The organism is Paenibacillus odorifer (assembly GCF_000758725.1).
In the GTDB taxonomy this organism is placed as follows: Bacteria; Bacillota; Bacilli; order Paenibacillales; family Paenibacillaceae; genus Paenibacillus_AQ; species Paenibacillus_AQ odorifer.
On the sequence record NZ_CP009428.1, the window covers coordinates 5,121,149 to 5,141,466 of the forward strand.

Annotated in this window: 19 protein-coding genes and 2 tRNA genes; 9 read left to right on the top strand and 12 right to left on the bottom strand. The window is 45.1% G+C overall.

Annotated elements, in window-relative coordinates; genetic code table 11:
* Positions 1–49: 49 nt before the first annotated feature.
* From PODO_RS30710 to PODO_RS31300, 3 genes are all read left to right on the top strand, one after another.
* Positions 50–226 (top strand): YjfB family protein, encoded by a 177-nt coding sequence (locus tag PODO_RS30710; RefSeq protein ID WP_076098563.1) that lies wholly within the window; start codon positions 50–52, stop codon positions 224–226.
* A gap of 163 nt (positions 227–389) precedes the next feature.
* Positions 390–941: an ImmA/IrrE family metallo-endopeptidase gene (locus tag PODO_RS22425; RefSeq protein ID WP_038574762.1), complete on the top strand. Its 552-nt coding sequence runs from the start codon at positions 390–392 to the stop codon at positions 939–941.
* Positions 942–1,007: 66 nt separating this feature from the next.
* Positions 1,008–1,169 (top strand): hypothetical protein, encoded by a 162-nt coding sequence (locus PODO_RS31300; RefSeq protein WP_155288176.1) that lies wholly within the window; start codon positions 1,008–1,010, stop codon positions 1,167–1,169.
* 83 nt (positions 1,170–1,252) lie between these two features.
* Here the strand turns inward: PODO_RS31300 and PODO_RS31305 are convergent, their stop codons facing one another.
* Complete coding sequence (locus PODO_RS31305; RefSeq protein ID WP_155288177.1) at positions 1,253–1,399, bottom strand: hypothetical protein; 147 nt, start codon at positions 1,397–1,399, stop codon at positions 1,253–1,255.
* A 109-nt stretch (positions 1,400–1,508) separates the two neighbouring features.
* Here PODO_RS31305 and PODO_RS22430 point away from each other — a divergent pair, with 109 nt between their 5' ends.
* The 4 genes from PODO_RS22430 (at position 1,509) to PODO_RS31750 (ending at position 4,086) form a co-directional block, all read left to right on the top strand.
* Entirely contained in the window at positions 1,509–1,844 is a 336-nt protein-coding gene (locus PODO_RS22430; RefSeq protein WP_036683354.1) for a hypothetical protein, read from the top strand.
* Between the two features lie 444 nt (positions 1,845–2,288).
* Positions 2,289–2,783 (top strand): RNA polymerase sigma factor, encoded by a 495-nt coding sequence (locus PODO_RS22435; RefSeq protein ID WP_038572823.1) that lies wholly within the window; start codon positions 2,289–2,291, stop codon positions 2,781–2,783.
* Positions 2,780–3,769, top strand: a complete 990-nt coding sequence (locus tag PODO_RS22440) for a hypothetical protein (RefSeq protein ID WP_038572825.1) — start codon at positions 2,780–2,782, stop codon at positions 3,767–3,769. The genes PODO_RS22435 and PODO_RS22440 overlap by 4 nt, the downstream gene beginning before the upstream one ends.
* On the top strand, positions 3,748–4,086 hold the full coding sequence (locus tag PODO_RS31750; RefSeq protein WP_218918659.1) for a hypothetical protein: 339 nt from the start codon (positions 3,748–3,750) through the stop codon (positions 4,084–4,086). The genes PODO_RS22440 and PODO_RS31750 overlap by 22 nt, the downstream gene beginning before the upstream one ends.
* Positions 4,087–4,342: 256 nt before the next feature.
* Here the strand turns inward: PODO_RS31750 and PODO_RS22450 are convergent, their stop codons facing one another.
* Both PODO_RS22450 and PODO_RS22455 read right to left on the bottom strand, forming a co-directional pair.
* Entirely contained in the window at positions 4,343–5,269 is a 927-nt protein-coding gene (locus PODO_RS22450; RefSeq protein ID WP_155288178.1) for an IS3 family transposase, read from the bottom strand.
* On the bottom strand, positions 5,218–5,535 hold the full coding sequence (locus PODO_RS22455) for a transposase (RefSeq protein ID WP_036683594.1): 318 nt from the start codon (positions 5,533–5,535) through the stop codon (positions 5,218–5,220). Before PODO_RS22455 ends, PODO_RS22450 begins: the two co-directional genes overlap by 52 nt.
* A 406-nt stretch (positions 5,536–5,941) precedes the next feature.
* On the opposite strand from PODO_RS22455, the gene PODO_RS30720 reads away from it, so the two are divergent.
* A protein-coding gene (locus tag PODO_RS30720; RefSeq protein WP_094903917.1) for an IS3 family transposase occupies positions 5,942–7,500 on the top strand; the annotation gives its coding sequence in 2 pieces (ribosomal slippage) (positions 5,942–6,575 and positions 6,575–7,500; 1,560 coding nt in all).
* Between the two features lie 215 nt (positions 7,501–7,715).
* Positions 7,716–8,390 (top strand): hypothetical protein, encoded by a 675-nt coding sequence (locus tag PODO_RS22470; protein ID WP_036683363.1) that lies wholly within the window; start codon positions 7,716–7,718, stop codon positions 8,388–8,390.
* A gap of 288 nt (positions 8,391–8,678) precedes the next feature.
* Here the strand turns inward: PODO_RS22470 and PODO_RS22475 are convergent, their stop codons facing one another.
* The 9 genes from PODO_RS22475 to PODO_RS22520 all read right to left on the bottom strand — a co-directional run bounded on the left by PODO_RS22475 (position 8,679) and on the right by PODO_RS22520 (position 20,272).
* Positions 8,679–9,182 carry a DUF2798 domain-containing protein gene (locus PODO_RS22475; protein WP_038572831.1) on the bottom strand — a complete coding sequence of 168 codons (504 nt, stop codon included), beginning with the start codon at positions 9,180–9,182 and terminating at the stop codon, positions 8,679–8,681.
* A 702-nt stretch (positions 9,183–9,884) separates the two neighbouring features.
* Positions 9,885–9,958: transfer RNA gene (locus PODO_RS22480), tRNA-Ile, on the bottom strand.
* Between the two features lie 44 nt (positions 9,959–10,002).
* Positions 10,003–10,079, bottom strand: a tRNA-Met gene (locus PODO_RS22485).
* Positions 10,080–10,438: 359 nt separating this feature from the next.
* Positions 10,439–11,926: an ABC transporter substrate-binding protein gene (locus tag PODO_RS22495; protein ID WP_038572833.1), complete on the bottom strand. Its 1,488-nt coding sequence runs from the start codon at positions 11,924–11,926 to the stop codon at positions 10,439–10,441.
* A 1,043-nt stretch (positions 11,927–12,969) separates the two neighbouring features.
* On the bottom strand, positions 12,970–13,608 hold the full coding sequence (pyrE, locus tag PODO_RS22500; RefSeq protein WP_036683370.1) for an orotate phosphoribosyltransferase: 639 nt from the start codon (positions 13,606–13,608) through the stop codon (positions 12,970–12,972).
* A complete protein-coding gene (pyrF, locus tag PODO_RS22505; RefSeq protein ID WP_038572835.1) occupies positions 13,605–14,351 on the bottom strand; it encodes an orotidine-5'-phosphate decarboxylase in 747 nt (248 codons plus the stop codon). Before pyrF ends, pyrE begins: the two co-directional genes overlap by 4 nt.
* A 111-nt stretch (positions 14,352–14,462) precedes the next feature.
* Complete coding sequence (gene carB / locus PODO_RS22510; RefSeq protein WP_038572837.1) at positions 14,463–17,690, bottom strand: carbamoyl-phosphate synthase large subunit; 3,228 nt, start codon at positions 17,688–17,690, stop codon at positions 14,463–14,465.
* A gap of 1 nt (position 17,691) precedes the next feature.
* Positions 17,692–18,873 carry a glutamine-hydrolyzing carbamoyl-phosphate synthase small subunit gene (gene carA / locus PODO_RS22515; RefSeq protein WP_051491286.1) on the bottom strand — a complete coding sequence of 394 codons (1,182 nt, stop codon included), beginning with the start codon at positions 18,871–18,873 and terminating at the stop codon, positions 17,692–17,694.
* A 115-nt stretch (positions 18,874–18,988) separates the two neighbouring features.
* The gene (locus PODO_RS22520; protein WP_038572839.1) at positions 18,989–20,272 is read right to left on the bottom strand and encodes a dihydroorotase; all 1,284 of its coding nucleotides are present in this window, start codon (positions 20,270–20,272) and stop codon (positions 18,989–18,991) included.
* Positions 20,273–20,318: the final 46 nt, after the last annotated feature.

Genomic DNA, 20,318 nt, shown 5'->3' on the forward strand with positions numbered 1-20,318 from the left:
ATTGAAGGCGGACAGTCGATAAACAGGATATACACAAAGGAGGTGCAATATGGATATAGCTGCATTATCAATGGCAATGAGCCAAGCATCCTTAGCTCAAAATGTTGGGATACAGGTCATGAATATTGCCAAGAATCAGGCTGAAACCCAGAGCCAAACTATGGTGGAAATGCTGGGCAAAAGCGTTGCTCCGAATTTGGGAAAAACACTTGATATTAGTGTGTAATTGCTTTATGCTAAGGGTACATGAGAACTAACGTTCCTATGTATCCTTAGACTTTTTTTACTCTACATAGCCCTTCGGGCTTTTCTTTTGCGCATTTATGCGAACATACGATCCCGTTAGTGATTTATTAGTGATTTTAAACGAGGTGAATAAGTTGGAGAACATGAAATCATATTATCAAATGACTGTGCTTGAGAAATGGACGGAGGATCTATACAAGCGATTAAATCTTCATCAGCCTTCGCAAATTTCAATATCGTATATTGCAGAGCGGCTTAATATCTGGGTTCATTATTTGGATGTGAGAAGCAAGAGCATTGAAGCGTCTGCAGGGATGTACAGCCTGTTTATCGACAACCGCCTTCCAGCCAATCTTCAACGGCTAGAGTTTCTTCATGAACTGTGTCATCTACTTCGCCATGGCAGCGATAATCAGACCTTGATGCCAGAGCATTTCACGCGGGCACAGGAGGACGAATCAGAGCGTTTTATCTTGTATGCGGCGATGCCTTACTCCATGATCTCCCGCATGACATTGCCTGAGCAACGGGAAGATGCCATCTCCTATCTTGCAGCAGAATTCCAAGTACCTGCCGAGCTGGCCTTACAGCGGATTGATCAGATCCAAAGACGTGTGTTCCAAGGGCAATTATTGGCCGTGATGGGAAGAAGCGAAGAACGACAGACACATATTCGCAACGGATCACGGAGATAATAAACTTAGTTGCAGTAGTTCTCTGCATATTCATTTATGGTGGAATTTCTCGTGAGGGGGAACGACATGGAAGCCATTAAAGTAATTGAATTATTACTGACTCATCCGGATTATAATGTAGATGCAGTACACCCCGAAATCCCGGATTTTGTGGGCATTGAGACGATTGAGGTGGATCACGAAACGGGGACCTTCTCCATTTTATTGCAAGAACCCAAAGAAGACTAAAAGAGAATCATTATTCTTCATAAGTTAAAAGGCAGCAAATATAGTATGTCCCGGCAATTCTTCGTTCGCCTACGCCTGGATTACTATCGGTATTTGCTGCCTTTTTGTATTACACAACCCCAAATTAAAAACCATAAGATTTTCATCCCCGGCAGCCTCGGACTTGCCTGGTTTTCCAGCACCTTAATTCGCTGCTCCAGCTCCAGTATTTTCTCTTCTTCCTGCGTCATATTCTTACCTCCTTTCTTATTTGTACATTTACAAGATATCTATGAATGACATAATAGTCTCTGTATATTATCTTATACTACATACAAATTATCTATATGGAGGGAATTAATGAAGAAAAATACAAAACTAATCTTCATCGTTCTAATCCTTTTAATCTGTGGAATAACATCCTTAGCCCTCCACTCCTTCCGAAATCATATGAACAGAGAAGTCATTCATTATCTAATAGAGACGAGAAATTATAAGAAGGAAGATTTTTATAAAGTATACACCCAGATTGCCAAAGCTCCCCTCGTAAGTACCACGGTGATTTTCGCAGACGAACCCTACGCAAGATACTTTTATCGAAAAGAAAATGGAAGGATCTATCAATACAGCAGGGCTCCTGTTAAAGGTAATGATCCTAGCTATACATATAAACATATCGAAGAGGATCTCCAGTGAAGGAGTCACTCTATTAAAAAGACGCGTTTGTCCAGCAGTCAGCACTTGGTGCTTGGGCAAATGCGTTTTTTTGATCTCCCCTGTTCTAAATAAGTAACCATCGTTTGCGTAGACAATATTGGCGTGGTGCTTAGCAGCTATCGGACACAGTTGATCTTATGCGTAGCATAACCCTCCATTTCGAAGTGTAACGGACCCCATCGCCTTTATTGGCATGAGAAACACCTTACAAGGCCCACTTTTTAAGGAATAGCGTCACTGGGGTCCGCGAACTTGCTCAAAAGTCTATTTATATGCAAATAACGACTTCTGAGTCCATAACCCTCTGGCGATAATTTATGAATAGGCATCATCTACTCTCAAACACAAAGAAATTTTCTCAGGAACAAAATGTGACCTAATGCCGTCCTAAATGGTGTTATAGGTAAAGGGGGGCACAGTATCATGCAGCGATCCATGACCCGGCCGGGAAATCATGTGATGAAGAGTTACGAAATCTACGCAGATATGCTGTTCCGGATCGCTTTGGTCCATCTAGGCAGCCGGCAAGATGCCGAAGAAGCCACTCAGGATACCTTCATCAAGCTAATAGAAAAAGCGCCAAAGTTCAAAGATGCCGAACATCAGAAGGCATGGCTGATCCGGGTAATCACCAATCATTGTAAAACACTACTGGGCAGAGGCTGGCGCAAGCGCGAGGTTAAGCTGGAGAGCGCTGAGCCAATTGCGGCAGACAGCCCCGAGGATTGGGCTCTGCTGCAGTTAGTTATGGCGATGCCCATGAAGTATAAAACCGTAATCCATCTTTATTATTACGAGGACTATCCCATCCAGGAGATCGGCAAGATTCTGCAGATTAGTCAGTCTGCCGTGAAAATGAGACTTCAGCGGGGACGGCAACGGTTAAAACTGGAGCTGGAAGGAGCGGAACCACAGTGAAGGAAGATCAGTTTCGAACATCATATAAGAAAGCGGTGGATTCGATGAAGCCAGGTGAAGAAATGAAAAAAGAATTGTTCGACAAAATGGAGCAGCGGCAGGAGCGGAAACGTCCGCGCAAGACGGTTTATATCGCGGCAAGTGTCGTGCTCGCCGCAGGAATCGGTCTGGCTGGGCCTAGTATATGGCAGCAGTTGAACAGTCAGAGCTCCCCGGGGCAGGTTGCCCAGGTAACTCCGGGTGTAAGCAATGCTGGCAATTCGGGCACAGCTACATCGGGCAGCATTGTCATTCCCAAGCTGAAACTGCCAGATAAGGAATCTGGCGTGAAGGCAGATATGATCGCCTTGGTCGTGTATAAAAATAATATTTACACACAGTCAGCGACTCGCATCGACGCTGCCGATGCTGCCGCTCTGCGCGGTGACAAGTTAGGACGCACTACAGGCGGCATCAACGAATGGAGCGGTAACGACGAATATATTGAGTTAGCCTCGAACATCGGCGAAACGGATCTCTATTCCGTGAAGGGCTATGACTCCAGCTTCCTGATTATGTCCTATTCGGAAATCAACGGCGAGGTATTCGCTGAACTGTATGAGCACACGAACGGCATCACCATAAACAGCGGCGCCGACCTATTCGGCAAGCTGAATCTTGAAGGCCGAGTTACTTCAGCTCAGTCGGAAAGCTTCAACAGCTGGAACAACGGCCTCCAGCAGCAGGCGCCAATCGCCAATGGCGAGGCGCTTGATGGCTTCCTGACAGCACTCCAAGCGGCTAAACCGCTGGCAGCAGAGCCGCTGATCGAGCAAGGCATCTACGACAGCGAAGACCGCAAGATCATCTATCTGCAGCTGGAAGACAACGCCCGAGTAGAGCTGACGCTGTTCGGTCAAGGACTTGTACGCTACGGTCAGGCACCGGTATTCTTCGAGGTCGAATCCGGGGCATTCCAGCAGCTGTGGGACAGCATGAAACTTTAGGGATGTTGGTGGATACCCAGGGCCTGCGGTTGGGATTGGGATTGCGATCGGGATTGCGATCGGGACTGCGATCGGGATTGCGATCGGATTGCGATCGGATTGCGATCGGGACTGCGATCGGGATTGCGATCGAGACTGCGATCGAGACTGCGATTGGGACTGCGATTGGGACTGCGATCGGGACTGCGATCGGGACTGCGATTGCGAATGCGATCGAGATTGAGATTGAGATTGAGATTGGGACTGCGGTCGGAAGCAATTGGGTACATCGTTTCGATCGCCTTGCTCTCCATTGGAGGAATTTAGCTGACTGCTAACAAAAACGGCGCTGCTTCCAAACCATTTCATGGTTTGGAGCAGTGCCGTTTTGTGCTTTACTGTATGGTTTATGAGCTCGCATACTAGATATGCTGGTTGCAGAGGTGAAACTACTGACTGTTCCTTTATAGGCTACTTCTCATTGTAATTTCTGCAACTACATCTGCGAGGAGCATGGCACTAACGAGCTAACGAACTAACCTCCTTCACCTCGAGCTATCGGACCTAGTGGACCTCTGTCAAGAAAGTGGACAGTCACGCAACAGACATTCTAGTCAATTGCTCAGCAAAACGAACTGGAGAAAGATACCCCAGCGCGCCATGCATTCGCTTGCGGTTATAATAAAACTCAATATATTGAAAAAGTGTCTGGTAGGCTTGCTCCTTAGTTTTGAAGCGTGGATTACAATAAATGAGCTCCTTTTTCAAAATGCTGTGCCACGACTCGATACAGGCGTTATCATAACAGTTACCTCTGCGGCTCATGCTGGACTCCATGCCATACGCTTTCAACTGCTGCGTGTATTCATGAGAAGTATATTGAGAACCTCTATCGGAGTGATGTAATAGACCCTTTTCCGGTTGTTTAGCTTCGTAAGCATCTTGTAAAGCGCCAGAAATCAAGCTAGTTTCCATATGGTTTTCCAAGCGCCACCCCACGATTTCGCGCGTGCAAAGGTCCATCACACTAGCCAGGTACAAGCGCCCTCCCCGGCAAGGAATGTACGTAATATCGGTAACCCATACTGAATTGGGTTTGAGTATTTTAAATTGCTGGTTCAGCGTATTTGGGGCAATCGGATGGTCATGATTGGAGTCGGTGGTCTGTACGCGATACGTTTTGGAGACAATGGAGCGAAGCTTCATATGTCGCATGTACACACTCACCGTGCGTTCGGTAACGGTATAACCTTCTTGATGTAGCAGGCGGGTGATCTTCGGACTCCCATACCGCTTTTGATGGTCTGCAAAATGATACTGAATTCGCTTCATTATCGCAGCCTTACGAAGCATATGCGTACTGTTTTTTTCTGTCCGCCACTTGTAGTACCCGCTCCGTGACACATGTAGGGTCATGCACATCTTCTCCAAGAGAAACTCGGAGCGATGTTTTTCAATAAACTGGAATCTCAGTTCCTTGGTTTGCTGAAGATGTGCACTGCTTTTTTTACGATCGCTAATTCCTCTTCCACATCAGCAATCTTGTTATCTTTTTCTTGAAGTTGACGGCTCATTTCTTTCAACTGTGCCTCGAGTTCCCGTACTCGATCCACGCTAGCTGCCGGTTCATTCTTTAGTTCTCGATACTGGCTCATCCATTGATGCAGGGTACTTTTTGGGATGTTGAGCTCTTCCGCCAAGTCGCCCACTGTCTTTGTTTGCTCTTGAATGAACTGCACTGTCTGTTTTTTAAATTCTTCGTTATACCGTTGTCGATGTTCTCCCATGTGAACACACCTCCGTGGACTCATTATCGCCAGTCTGTTAACTACTGTCCACTTTTTATTCTAGCTTCATAGATGCCGCTATTTGCTGATTTTCAGCCTTTGGAGCATGGTTTCGGACTCCATGGACGCTAATGCCTAGAAAGAGACTCAAATGCGGTACTTTTTATGCCAATAGCGACTATGGAGTCCGTTAGAATTGCAAATGTGGAGAAAAACCTCTTTAAGGGTCAGCTGGGTCCGATAGGAGCCTCATACCAAAAATGCTCCCTACTCAAACGAAGTTTGGTGTTTAGTATAAGTAAGTTTGCAGCAAGAAAGAGTGCCCCAACAGCTATTTTATGATATGCTCCCCATATAGTAGACAGGTGAAATAATAAAAACCTGTCGCTGTATGGGGAGCATTTTTATGGAACAAAAAAAGTATACAGCACTGGAAAAGTTAACGATTCTCCAAGAAATTGAACGGGGCGACATTGGTTTGAAAGCTGCGGCCCGGAAGTATGGAATATCCAAAAACTCTATAGTGAAGTGGCGGCAACGTTATCAATTGTATGGATACGAAGGGCTGGAAGTCCGAAGCTACAATCGTACGTATTCTGCAGAACTTAAACTCTATGCCGTTAAGGATTATCTCGAGGGAGGATTGTCGCAAAACCAAATCATCTGCAAGTATAAGATTGCAAGTGCAACCCAACTCGCCAACTGGATTAGGAAGTATAATGGTCATAGCAACAGCTTAACAGCTCATTCAGGAGGAACTAAAGCTATGACCAAAGGACGCGTAACCACTTGGCAGGAACGGATAAATATCGTGCTGTACTGCCTTTCGAACGGAGAAGACTATGCGAAGGCGGCAAGCCATTTTCACGTGTCTTACCAACAAGTATATAGCTGGGTAAAGAAGTACGAAGCAGGTGGTGAAGAGGCATTACGAGACGGTAGAGGACGCACCAAAGCGCCTGAAGAACTTACGGAAGCAGATCGCCACAAACTCGCGATGCAAAAGCTGGAATACGAGAATGCACGCCTGCGTGCGGAGAATGCTTTTCTAAAAAAGTTAGAGGAACTCGAAAAGAGGAGGCGTTAAGAACCATTCGCCAGGTGAATATCTACCTGGCCATTCAGGCTGTTCAGCAGGAACAGTCTTGCTCCATTCGGCTTTTGTGTGACATCGCAGGGATTTCACGGTCAAGTTATTACAAATGGTTGAATCGCAAACCCAGTTTTCGAGAGGCTGACAACGAGAAACTGACAGAGGCCATGCTCCTCTTGTATGAGAAGGTGGAACGAACCTTTGGGTATCGCCAATTGACCCTGCATTTGCGCAGACAAATGGATAAATCTATTAACGCAAAGCGAGTGTACCGGCTGATGAGATGCCAAGGTATCCAGTCAGTCATCCGCAGAAAGAGAAAGAAGTATGTAGGCTCCACGCCTCAGCAGGTTGCAGAGAATGTGCTGAACCGTAATTTTGAGGCTGAAGCTCCAAACCAAAAATGGGTAACGGATGTAACGGAATTCAAATACGGCAACGGCAAGAAGGCGTATTTAAGTGCAATAAAAGATCTGTATGACAAGTCCATTGTTGCTTACGTTCTGGGTCATTCCAATAATAATTCGCTAGTTTTTAACACACTGGAATTAGCTTTGCAGGCAGCACCGGAGAGCCGAACCTTACTCCATAGCGACCGTGGTTTCCAGTATACCTCTCTGCATTTTAAGAAGATGCTGGACGATGCAGAACTGAAGCAAAGCATGTCCCGAGTAGGCTGCTGCATTGACAATTCGCCGATGGAATCCTTCTGGGGAACATTGAAATGTGAGAAGTACTACTTACATACCTACCAGACCTTTGAAGAACTCCAAACAGATATTGATACCTACATTCACTTTTATAATAACGAACGGTTACAGGCAAAACTAAACGGCCTCAGTCCCATTGAATTTAGGACTAAGGCCGCTTAAACTACTTTTATTTTTTGTGCTGTCTACTTGACGGGGTGCAGTTCATTTATCGGATACCGGATAACTCTTTCTTTTTTTCTGTCCATAACAAATCTTTCATACTCCAGAGTCCTTATGTTACTAATCCTCAGTCAAATACAATTCAAATTTCCTCACTATTAAACTATTTCACATGGTAAAATAAACCTGATTTAAATAAAAGGAGAGTACATAATATGGGATTTTTCAAAGGAGTATTACAGGGTCTTCTTACAATAATAGAAGATAGAGAATATCAGAAACTTTCGGAATCAAATACTATAAAAATCGATAATAAATTAACTTATACTCCAACAGTAAACAGACAATTCGCCATCATTGAAATTAAAGGTAATAATTATCTGCATAAAGATAGCATATTGAGCATGAAATTGAGTTCAGGATTTTTATCCATTGGAAACGTTATGATAAGTCGTTCATTAGTGTCAGGAAATCTTGATATGCTTAATTTATCGCAAGATGACTTTAACAATGGCGTTAACCTATATGGAATGATTTCCGATGAACGACAGAATGTAACAGAGATAGTATGTTGCTTGAAAAATGATATTTCCTTAATTCAAGGGTACGTTCAAGAAGCACTCGCTATTAAAAAGAATGAAGCTGAAAGAAAATTCATAATTCAACAAAATGAACAACTTAGGAAAGAAGAGGAAGAAAAACGAAAAAAATCACAAAAAGAATACTTCCAAACGCATATCAAAGAAAAACAAATTATGAAATATGGAATACGTCACACTAAATGCTGGAGATGTCATGCTCCTTTAGGCACTGAGACACACCCTATTCATTATTCTTGTGGTTGGCTCCAGTGTGACTGCGGTGCATGTAAATGCAATTATCACAGATAGTAAAAGAGTATTTTCGTTTTCATCGGTTACTTCTCCTTAGTGGGTACTTGTAAACTCAACCGCGGTGACCGGGGGCTAGAGTTATTGCTGGATTAATTCTTTAGGAAGCAATTCGCCCCAAAGGCAAATCAAAAGTACGCAGTATTTAGAGCATGCTTCTACATTGTGCGTTCAGTCATTCGCGAGCATCTCCTGTTGAGCATTATAGTCCGACTACTACGACATAAAAAAGGAACGCCCACCATGGACGCTCCTTTTTTTCTTATTCGTCTACAAAATTCTAGCTAGTTACGCATTTACACTTTCCGATTTTCGATCCTGTCTTGCGTGTAATGTTTTCATTGCAAATCTTGCTATCGGCTGCGCAACCAACAGTTCAATCCAAAATGCTATACCAAAGTTTCTTGGCCAGATGTGAAGGAAATTTTTAAGTGGATCCAGGCTTATTTGTTTCGTCCCAACCCATGTGCCGATAATTGATAGTAAAATAGATAACACCGTGACATTCAATAAAGTATTCAACAGAATCCTTGCATTAAATCCATCTGTTTGTCCCATGAATTTCGGCATCACTTTCCCGACAATCGGTCCTGCAACTAATCTTACAGATAAAACTACGATCATCCACATAAACGGAATAACCTTTAGTGTATCTATATACACTTCCTTACTGAAGCCACGTTCCAACCCCACAATAATAGGGGCAATAGTGTTTACTGAAATGATTGAAATAATGAGTAAAAATAGTATACCTTCTTTTCCGTTTCTGGGCAGTCTTTTGTCTCCATGCATGTTTGTCATCTCCGTGAATAATATTTCAGATGGCAGACGTATCATGAGACATATATTTTTGGCCCAACAAAAAAGACCAATATCTCTACACACTGATTTAATAATTATAACATTTATTTAAAATGAATGTCAGACCTTCTACTAAAATTTATTAAATCCCCCTACTAACAAAGAACAGTTACCTGCATGCGCCTTAGCAAGAGCGGCAGTGGAAGAGAAGTAAACTGCCGTACTCTACAACGACACTAGAAATATTCTAGATTGGCTACAATGATAACCAGTGGTACTTTGCAAGGTTTTTCAGAATATTATTGATGGTCTTAAGGAACGCTATACGCAAATCGGGGCTAAAAAAAAAGAATACGAGGACTCATACAAGGAAATTGACTTAGTATGTTGCTACTCTGGTCGGAGCTATATAAAGCTAAAGGTAGGTAGCTGCTGAACGACTGGGTATGACTCCAGCGATGTTCAACGAATAATACTCACACCTACTCCCAATCATGCAGGAAGAGGCCGTTGATAAAATTGAAGCAGAACTGAATAAATACGCTGAAAAACAGCTCGAAACTGCAGAAAAATAATTCCAGTTAGCAAATCCGTTAGCAAACTCAAAATTCTGTTCTTTATCCATTCTACTTTCTTATATTGCTAAGCTTATAGACAGCAAAAAACCCTTACAAAGTAAGGGTTTTTGATAAGTGGGCCCTGAGGGACTCGAACCCCCGACCAATCGGTTATGAGCCGACCGCTCTAACCAACTGAGCTAAGGGCCCGGATCTAAAAATATCCGAATGTACAATTGCTGTTGTAATAAAATTGGTTGCGGGGGCAGGATTTGAACCTGCGACCTTCGGGTTATGAGCCCGACGAGCTACCGGGCTGCTCCACCCCGCGTCAGAAATAATATTCAAACAGCGACAATAAATAATATACAGTACAAAATGGGTCTACGTCAAGGATGAATTTGTAAAAGTTCTCAAGGCAAAAATCTAACCCCATATCTTCCTTTGCGGGATCGATAAATTTCCACAAAACTTGGGTCATGGTAGCCATAAATCCAGCCATCTTGCTCCAACCTTTTTGCTAAACAACCTGCTTGAAATCTCGTTCTGAACAGTTTCGCGAAGTATATCCAATTCATGATGCCCTCTTCTCCTTTTTGCAAATTAATCTCACGCTGCTCTGAACTTATCATGCCCAAGTTCCACAAAATAAGCCACCGGAAATCCGGTGGCCGCTACATATTCCAAAACTTAATCCCCTATAGAGTCGAAATAATATGTGGGATCTTTTTCGAGCGTACCCAGCATGGTATTCCCTTGCTTCTCCCAAGCTTTGAGGGCACTCTCCACCGTTCTTTTGCCCTGATAAACTTCTGTGAATAGTTGGCGCCCAACATCGTTAATACGGCTAATTCCAGGCTTCTGTGTTTGTAGGACGTTCATCAAAGGATCATTGGCTGGTAATGGTTTGAGCGTATAGAAGGATTCCAGATTTACTGAAGGTACCTTCGTGGTAATGTAATCCTTACGGGAAGTTAGTTCCCCGCGGGTATGAGCTTTAATTTTGGCTACCTCATTACTGTTGACGAACTTGATCAAATCCCAAGCATCTTCCTTATTAGCAGCCATAGTGTTGATAGCCATCATATTACCTACCCAAGTACCTACAGCCACTCCTGGTTTCTCCTTAAAAGTAGGTACGGTAACGAAACCCCAATCGACGGGACTGTAATTTTTAATTTTTGCTGCATTGCGGCTCACACCTGCAAGCTCATTAAGATAATCGTATTCTCCAATTACCATTGCAGCTTTTCCGGTAAGGAATAGATCCCCTTGGACAGGACTATAGGTGCTCCGTTCTGTTTCTATAAAATCCATACCGTTTAACCCAGGTGTAATTTGCTTTTTCACCAATTGGCTGTAGGTCGTCCAAGCTTGACTCCACTGTGTTTGGTTTACCTCCATCTTATGTCCCTTGTTGTCATACATAGCAAGCTCAAGCGGTGAGACATAGGTCTGCATATCCCAGAAAGGATCGCTCATATAACGGTTCATCGAAAATCCATATATACGCTTATCTTTATTTGTCGATTTCTTGGTCACCTTTTCGGCCAGCGCGAACACTTCATCCCAAGTCATTCCGTCCGTCGGATAACCTACACCAGCAGCATCAAAAATACCTTTGTTAAAATATAACGCACTCGACATAAAGGTCGGTGCTAACGCGTAAAGACTTCCTCCACCCAGCTCACGTACTCCATTTAACATTGTAGGTGCCATATTGCTTAAATCATATTGATCTCGTGCGATAAGCGGCTCCAGCGATTGCACCAGATTATGCTTCACCAAACTCTTCACCAATGTACTATCACCGACGATTACATCAACTGGCTGTGCACCGCCCATAATTGTTCGGATATTCTCCAGATTATCTGGGTTAACCTCTGGATAGGTGCTGTCAAAACGAAGCTCATTCATATTGATGGCTGGAATAATCTCAAGTTTGATTTCAGGATGCTGCAATTCATACATATCTGTAAACTGCTGACGAAAAGAAGAATCGTCTTCTCCAGACCAGAGGCTGCCAATACGTAACACGCGCTGTTCTGTAGATGGCTTAGAAGCCTCTGCCCAGGCTGTATGCCTGCTTTCAGAAATTAAAGGCAATAGGAGTGCTGCACATATTCCAAAGCTTAACCAGCGCCGCCATAGCCTTCTATTATTATTTATATGATTCATTCTTGAACCCTCCCATAAAATACTCAATCCATCCACCTTATGAATAATTACCCATAATTCTAGTAACAGTATATAGCTTTATTCAGGAGGGGAAGTTACAGGCTGTTTAAAGTTATGCTACGATTTCTTCATATTATTTCTATAAAAAACATTCCGGGAGTTTTCTGAGGATCCTGATATGCCTTTCTACGGCAGGATAATTGCACTTTGTGCGACTATTACAGCTGTGTGTGTTGCGCTTCTCCTTTTAATTGCACTATGTGCAGTTAAAAAACGTTATTAGGAGCTTTCGGCGGATTTCTGGCGGATATAATTGCACAAAGTGCAACTATATCCGCCAGATCCTCTAAGGAAGGTTAGTTTAAGTGCACGAACTGAAACTATTCTGCGTTTGAGACGACAGTGCGATGAAATCACCAGGTGTCAGAGCGCAATATACCAGAGCGACAGAGCGTAATACCAGAGTGACAGAGCGCAATAAACCAGAGTGACAGAGCACAATATACCAGAGCGACAGTGCGCAGGTCAGCCAAATGTCAGAATGTGAATGTGAATGCAAACACCAAAACCCTACTCTCCACTCCACTCTACTTTTCCTTTTACCAATACAGCATTTGCCTTCCCTACTAACTAACCTACTAACTAACCTGCTGCCTTTCCTATGACCGGCACAAATCGCCCCTTCTACGCAGGATAATTGCACTTTGTACAACTATTAAAGCCGAATGTATTATGCTTCTTCCTTTTAATTGCACTATGTGCAGTTAAAAAACGTTATTAGGTGCTTTCGGCGGATTTCTGGCGGATATAATTGCACAAAGTGCAACTATATCCGCCAGATCCTCTAAGGAAGGTTAGTTTAAGTGCACGAACTGCAACTATTCTGCGTGTGTGACGACATTGCGATGGCATCACCGGGGCAGAATATAGTATTCCAGAGTGTCAGAGCACCTTTTCCTTTTAATTGCACTCGGTGCAGTTAAAAAGAAAAGCCTCCCACCAAAATGTGAGAGGCCCGTCCAATCTATACACAGGTATTTATTTTAAACGCCAAATGCGGACGGATCTTTTCTCCAAGATTTCAGCAGTTCCACATCCGTAGCTGCGATCTCGCCTTGTGTAAGAGCCACATCAATCAATGTGCTGTAGTTGGACAAGCTTTGTAATGGCATTTCAGCGGCAGCAAAAGCATCGACCGCACGATCCAGCTCGTAGCTGAAGATTGCCAATACAGCCAACGCTTCTGCGCCTGCTTCTTGCACAGCTTGAGCTGCTTTGATGGAGCTTCCACCAGTAGAGATCAGGTCTTCGATAACGACTACCTTTTGCCCCGGCTTAATTAGGCCTTCGATCTGATTCTGCTTGCCGTGACCCTTAGCTTTATCGCGGATATAAGCCATTGGCAGATTAAGTTTATCAGCTACCCAAGCTGCGTGAGGAATGCCTGCGGTTGCTGTACCTGCGATCACCTCTGCATCTGGATACTGGCTTTTAATAAGCTCAGCGAAGGCATCAGCAATATAGTTACGTACCTCTGGGTAAGCCATAGTCAGACGGTTATCGCAATAGATCGGGGATTTAATACCAGAGGTCCAGGTAAAAGGCTCCTGCGGACGCAGTGCCACCGCTCCTATCGTAAGCAGATAACTTGCTACTTGTTCACTTCTATTTAATGTACTCATGCTAAGGTCATCTCCTCAATAATATTTAGTGCTGCTTGACGTGGATCAGCTGCAGTTGTAACAGGACGGCCCACCACCAGGAAGTGGCTACCTTGTTGAATGGCTTTGCCCGGCGTCATCACCCGGGACTGGTCACCTAGGGATGCACCTGCTGGCCGGATACCAGGTGTAACTGTACAAAATGCGGGCCCACAAGCCTCTGCGATCGCTGAAGACTCTTGCGGTGAAGCCACCACTCCATCCAGACCTGCAGCGGCTGCCAGCTTAGCGTATCTGACTACAGTATCTGCTACGTCTCCTGCGATTCCAATTTCGTTATTCATCACTTCTTGGCTCGTGCTGGTCAGCTGTGTAACTGCGATAATCAAAGGCATTTTAAGCGCAGCATTCGCATTAACTACTGAAGCAGCGCCTTCCCGTGCTGCAGCCATCATCGCTGAGCCTCCTGCGGCATGTACGTTAAACATATCCACACCGAGGTGCGTAAGGCTTTCTGCCCCGCCTTTTACCGTGTTAGGAATATCATGCATTTTGACATCTGCAAATACAGAATACCCCCGAGATTTCAGTTCATTAATGAATTCCGGTCCCGCTGCATAAAAAAGCTGCATTCCCACTTTCATATAACAAGGAATCCCTTCCAGCTTGTCAATCAAGGTTCTTGCCCCAGCAACATCAGGGTAATCTAAGGCGATCATCAAGCGATTCGCCATTTCATTCCACTTTGCATCTCCCTGTCCCATAACCGTTCTCCTATCCAGTGCAGACTTAAATCCACACTCTTCATTTATTAGCCCCTAGGCATAGCGGAACGGTCTGCGTAAACGCAAACCGCCCTATACATCTTTATGAGATTAGTTTAATTGACCGACAAAAGCAGGCATGGACTGTGACGAGAAGTTGATCGTCTGCAGCATTCTGAGCAGTGCCGTTACTGTATCGAGTGATGTCATACATACGACGCCATTCTCAACCGCTTCACGACGGATACGGAATCCATCACGCTCTGGTGTTTTCCCTTTAGTCAGTGTATTAAAGACGAAGTTGGCTTGCCCACCACGAATCAAGTCGAGAATGTTCGGCGCACCTTCATCCAGCTTGTTCACGTTCATTACGTTGAGACCTGCTTCTTCAAGCGCTTGAGCGGTGCCTCCGGTAGCAATGATCTTGTAACCCAGCGAGTGGAAGCCTTTCATAAGCTCTACAGCCTCTGCTTTATCTTTATCTGCCACTGTAACGATGATAGCGCCGGTTGCTGGAATTTTCATTCCTGCTCCGATTAGACCTTTATACAAAGCTTTTGCATACAATTTATCGCGGCCCATAACTTCACCCGTCGATTTCATTTCAGGTCCGAGCGTTGGTTCTACTCTACGAAGCTTGGCAAAAGAGAACACCGGCACTTTAACCGATACATAATCACTTTCCGGCCATAGACCTTCTGCATAACCGTCATCTTTCAGCTTGCCGCCGAGAATGATTTTGGTTGCCAGATGCGCCATTGGAATTCCAGTTACTTTACTCAAGAATGGAACCGTACGCGATGAACGTGGATTTACTTCAATTACGTACACTTCATTCTGATAGATAACGAACTGGATGTTGACCAGACCAATCGTTTTCAGTTCCTTAGCAATCTTGATTGTGATCTCAGCAATTTTTGCTTTCAGACCTTCATCCAGATATTGCGGAGGATATACAGCGATGGAGTCACCGGAGTGAACGCCTGCACGCTCAACATGCTCCATGATCCCTGGAATAACTACCGTCTCACCGTCACAAATTGCGTCTACCTCAACCTCTTTACCTAACATGTAACGGTCAATCAATACCGGATGCTCCGGATTCACCTTAACCGCTTCTACCATGTAGCTAAGCAATTCCGCATCATTATATACAATTTCCATTGCGCGTCCACCAAGTACATAGGAAGGACGTACCAGGACTGGATATCCAAGCGATTGTGCAGTTTCTACTGCTTGATCTACGTTGATAACCGTCTTCCCTTTTGGTTGGGCAATATCCAGACGAGCCAGCAAAGCTTCGAATTTCTTCCGATCTTCAGCTTCGTCAATACTGTCTAGGCTAGTTCCGAGAATCTTAACGCCAGCGGCACTTAATGGTGCAGCAAGGTTAATGGCTGTTTGGCCTCCGAATTGTACGATAACCCCAATCGGATTCTCTTGCGCAATTACGTTCATTACATCTTCAAAGAACAAGGGTTCAAAATACAACCGGTCCGAAGTATTAAAGTCGGTAGATACAGTCTCAGGGTTATTATTGATAATAACCGCTTCATAACCTGCCTTCTGAATCGCCCATACTGCATGCACAGTGGAGTAATCGAACTCAATCCCTTGACCGATCCGGATTGGACCCGATCCAAGCACGATAACCTTTTGTTTATCGGAATGAATGACTTCATTTTCAGTCTCATAAGTAGAGTAGTAGTAAGGTGTAGAAGCTTCGAACTCAGCCGCACAGGTATCTACCATTTTGAATACAGGCGTTAATCCTCGCTCTAAACGAAGCGCGCGTACATCAGCTTCTTTGATGAATTTAACGTTCGCTTGTCCTTCTGCACGAATCTCAGCAATCGCACGGTCTGTAAAACCTCTGCGTTTAGCTTGATACAGGGTTTCTGCTGATAAGCTTTCATCCCCACGGATAACCTCTTCAAAGTTGATCAATCCCTCGATCTTGGACAGGAACCACCAGTCCACGTTAGTGATATCTTGGATCTCTTGCAAGCCAAATCCGCGGCGGAAGGCTTCCGCGATCAAGAACAACCGCTCATCATCAGGTTTTGCCAGACGTTCACGCAGGACGCTTTCTTCCAAATCTTCAGCGCCCGGCAGGCGGAAACGGTGTACACCGATTTCCAGGGAACGAATTGCTTTATGAATGGACTCTTCGAAGGTACGACCGATGGCCATAACTTCTCCAGTTGCTTTCATTTGTGTGCCCAGCTTACGGTTCGCATGAATGAACTTGTCGAACGGCCAGCGTGGGATTTTGCTTACGATATAGTCAAGTGTAGGCTCGAAGCAAGCATAGGTCTGTCCAGTAACTGGATTGACGATTTCATCAAGTGTGTAACCAAGCGCGATTTTGGCAGCCATTTTGGCAATCGGATAACCGGTTGCTTTCGAAGCCAAAGCCGAAGAGCGGCTGACACGTGGATTTACTTCGATTACATAATATTGATAGCTTTGCGGATCCAGTGCGAACTGCACGTTGCAGCCACCCTCGATATTCAGCGCACGAATGATTTTGAGTGAAGCGCTGCGCAGCATTTGATATTCACGATCGGATAACGTTTGGCTAGGTGCCACAACGATACTGTCACCTGTATGCACACCTACCGGGTCGAAGTTCTCCATGTTGCAGACAACGATACAGTTGTCGTTCGCATCACGCATAACCTCGTATTCAACTTCCTTCATGCCGGCAATACTTTTCTCCACCAAACATTGTCCGATCGGGCTATAACGAATACCTGCTTTGACAGTCTCAAGCAGCTCTTCTTCGTTGTCGCAGATCCCGCCGCCGGTGCCGCCAAGCGTATAAGCCGGGCGTACAATTAGAGGGAAACCAATTTCCTCAGCGAATTTCATCGCTTCATCTACTGTGGTAATAATAGTGCTCTCTGGTACAGGCTGTTCCAGTTCGCGCATCAGATCACGGAACAAATCGCGATCCTCTGCTTTTTCGATGGACTCAAGCTGGGTACCTAGAAGCTTAACATTCTCTTGCTCTAGTACTCCTGCACGAGCCAATTCTACAGCCATATTAAGACCTGTCTGTCCTCCCAAAGTTGGCAACAAGCCATCTGGGCGCTCCTGACGGATGATGCCAGTTACGAATTCAAGGGTAATCGGCTCGATATAAACTTTATCAGCCATATTGGTGTCAGTCATGATAGTCGCTGGGTTACTGTTGATCAGCACAACTTCGACGCCTTCTTCTTTCAGGGCCTGACAGGCCTGCGTTCCGGCATAGTCAAATTCTGCGGCTTGCCCGATAACAATCGGTCCAGAACCGATTACTAATATTTTTTTAAGCTTTTCATTCTTAGGCATGTTATAGAGCTCCTTTCACGGCTTCAAGCTGTTTTACTGTAGGTTTTGGCGCCGTGATTCTGGCGTTTGCCGCAAGCTGCGCCTGGCGCGAGCTTACAGGTGTGTTAGCTTTATGATCAGCGATCATCTGTAAGAAACGATCGAATAAGTAGCTGCTGTCATGAGGTCCCGGTGCTGCTTCTGGATGGTACTGTACTGAAAACGCAGGATAACGGGTATGTTTAAGTCCTTCAACGGTCTTATCATTATTATTAATGTGAGTAACCTCTAGATCCGTGCTCTTCACAGAGTCTTCATTCACTGTGTAGCCATGGTTCTGAGAAGTAATGAAGCAACGTCCGCTCTCCAATTCTTTAACCGGATGGTTACCGCCACGGTGTCCGAATTTCAGCTTCTCTGTATCCGCGCCACAAGCCAGTGCAAACAGCTGGTGACCTAAGCAGATACCGAAGATTGGGTATTCGCCAAGCAATTCTGAGATCGTCTTCACTGCGTGTGGAACGTCTTTCGGGTCCCCAGGGCCGTTGGACAGCTGGATACCATCTGGATTGAGGCGACGAATCTCATCAGCAGTTACGTCATGAGGTACAACTACAACATCACAACCGCGATTGTTCAACTCGCGTAAGATACCAGCCTTCGCTCCGTAATCTACCAGCACGATGCGTTCTTTAGTTCCCGGGCTATTGTACATGCTTGGAGTAGATGTGCGAGCTACCTGATTGCGCAGTTCTTCAATTGAAGTGTCGCCCATCATTTCCATCAATTCCTCTACCCGTTTGTTAGAGGTAGTCAGGATCGCCTTCATTGTTCCGTAGTGGCGAATAATCCGCGTCAACATCCGGGTATCAATCTCGCTGATTCCAGGAATATCGTATTCTTTCAGCAGGTCGTCCACACTGTATTCTGCGCGCCAGTTACTTGGAACTTCTTCATGACGACGCACTACAAAACCGTGTACGAAAGGTCGAACAGATTCGAAATCATCCCGCGTAATCCCGTAGTTCCCGATCAATGGGTACGTCATGGTAACGATTTGTCCGCAATATGAAGGGTCAGACAGCACCTCTTGATATCCTGTAATTCCTGTGTTAAAAACAACCTCGCCTGTCTTTTCACCTTCAGCGCCAAATGCGGTACCTGTAAATAAAGTTCCGTCTTGAAGCAGCAATCTCGCCTGCATTCCCTTCCACTCCTTCATGTTCTGTAGTCTAATACGTATGCCTTGCATGCCTTCCGGAGTGTACGCGCTCAAATTGCTGATCCGCAAAGATCAGCAATTTCGCCTCACCAGTCCGCTAGTTTTTCTCAGTCCATACGGCTTTGCCGTCCACCCAAGTTTTTACTGGCCAACCCTTAAGCTTCCAGCCGCCAAAAGGTGTGTTGCGTCCTTTGCTTGCGAAGGAACCTGGGTCTACTTCTTTTTCCTGCTCCAGATCGATGAGTGTCAAATCTGCAGGAGCTCCGATCTCCATAACCCCGGTGTTCAATCTGAATACTCGTGCAGGATCGGCAGTCATTCTTTGTACTAGTAAGGATAAATCCCATTTTCCGGTTTCTACAAACGCCGTGTATAAGAGGGGGAAAGCTGTCTCGAATCCAACGATACCAAAAGGTGCCAGCTGCATTCCTTTCGCTTTCTCTTCCTCACTATGTGGCGCATGATCTGTAACAATCATATCTAGTGTGCCATCAAGCAACCCTTCGATACACGCCTCAACATCGCGGCGGGAGCGCAGCGGCGGGTTCATTTTCCAATTGGCGTCAAGGCCTGGAATATCGTCTTCAGCAAGAAGCAAGTGATGCGGACATACCTCAGCAGTTACTTTAATGCCGATCTCTTTTGCTTGGCGAATCAGCCGCACCGACTGTTCAGTACTGACATGGCATACATGGTAATGAACGCCTGTCGCTTCTGCCAGCAAAATATCGCGTCCAACATGGATCGCTTCTGACTCATTCGGAATTCCTTTGAGGCCATGCTTCTTAGCGAACTCACCTTCAGCTACACAGCAGCCCTCAACCAGCGAGTTATCTTCGCAGTGAGCAATGACTGGCATATCGAGCGATGCTGCGATGTTCATTGCATCTTTCATCATTTGAGCACTTTGTACGCCCACACCGTCGTCTGTATAACCAATAGCTCCAGCTTCTTTGAGCGCCGCAAAATCCGTCAACTCACGTCCGAGCTCATTTTTCGTAATGGCTGCATAAGGAAGCACTTTAACTAGTCCTGCTTCACGCGCCTTGTCTTTCACAAATTGCACGATCTCCGGGCTATCTGTCACCGGACGAGTATTTGGCATACATGCAATGGTTGTAAATCCGCCTTTAGCAGCTGAGCGACTTCCGGTTTCCACTGTTTCCTTGTGTTCAAATCCCGGTTCACGCAAGTGCACATGCATATCAATGAGTCCCGGAATGAGCAGCTTACCTTCAGCATCAATGATCTCCGTGGCTTCTCCGATAGCTTCATTTCCGTCGATTATAGCCGAGATCACACCATCCTGTAGTTCGATGTGTTTGCGCTCAAGCAAGCCTTCCTTATTCAATACGCTGGCGTTTCTAATAATCACTGTCATGATTCTACCTTTACCCTCAGATCACAGCTGCGGGCCCTCTCGTTAT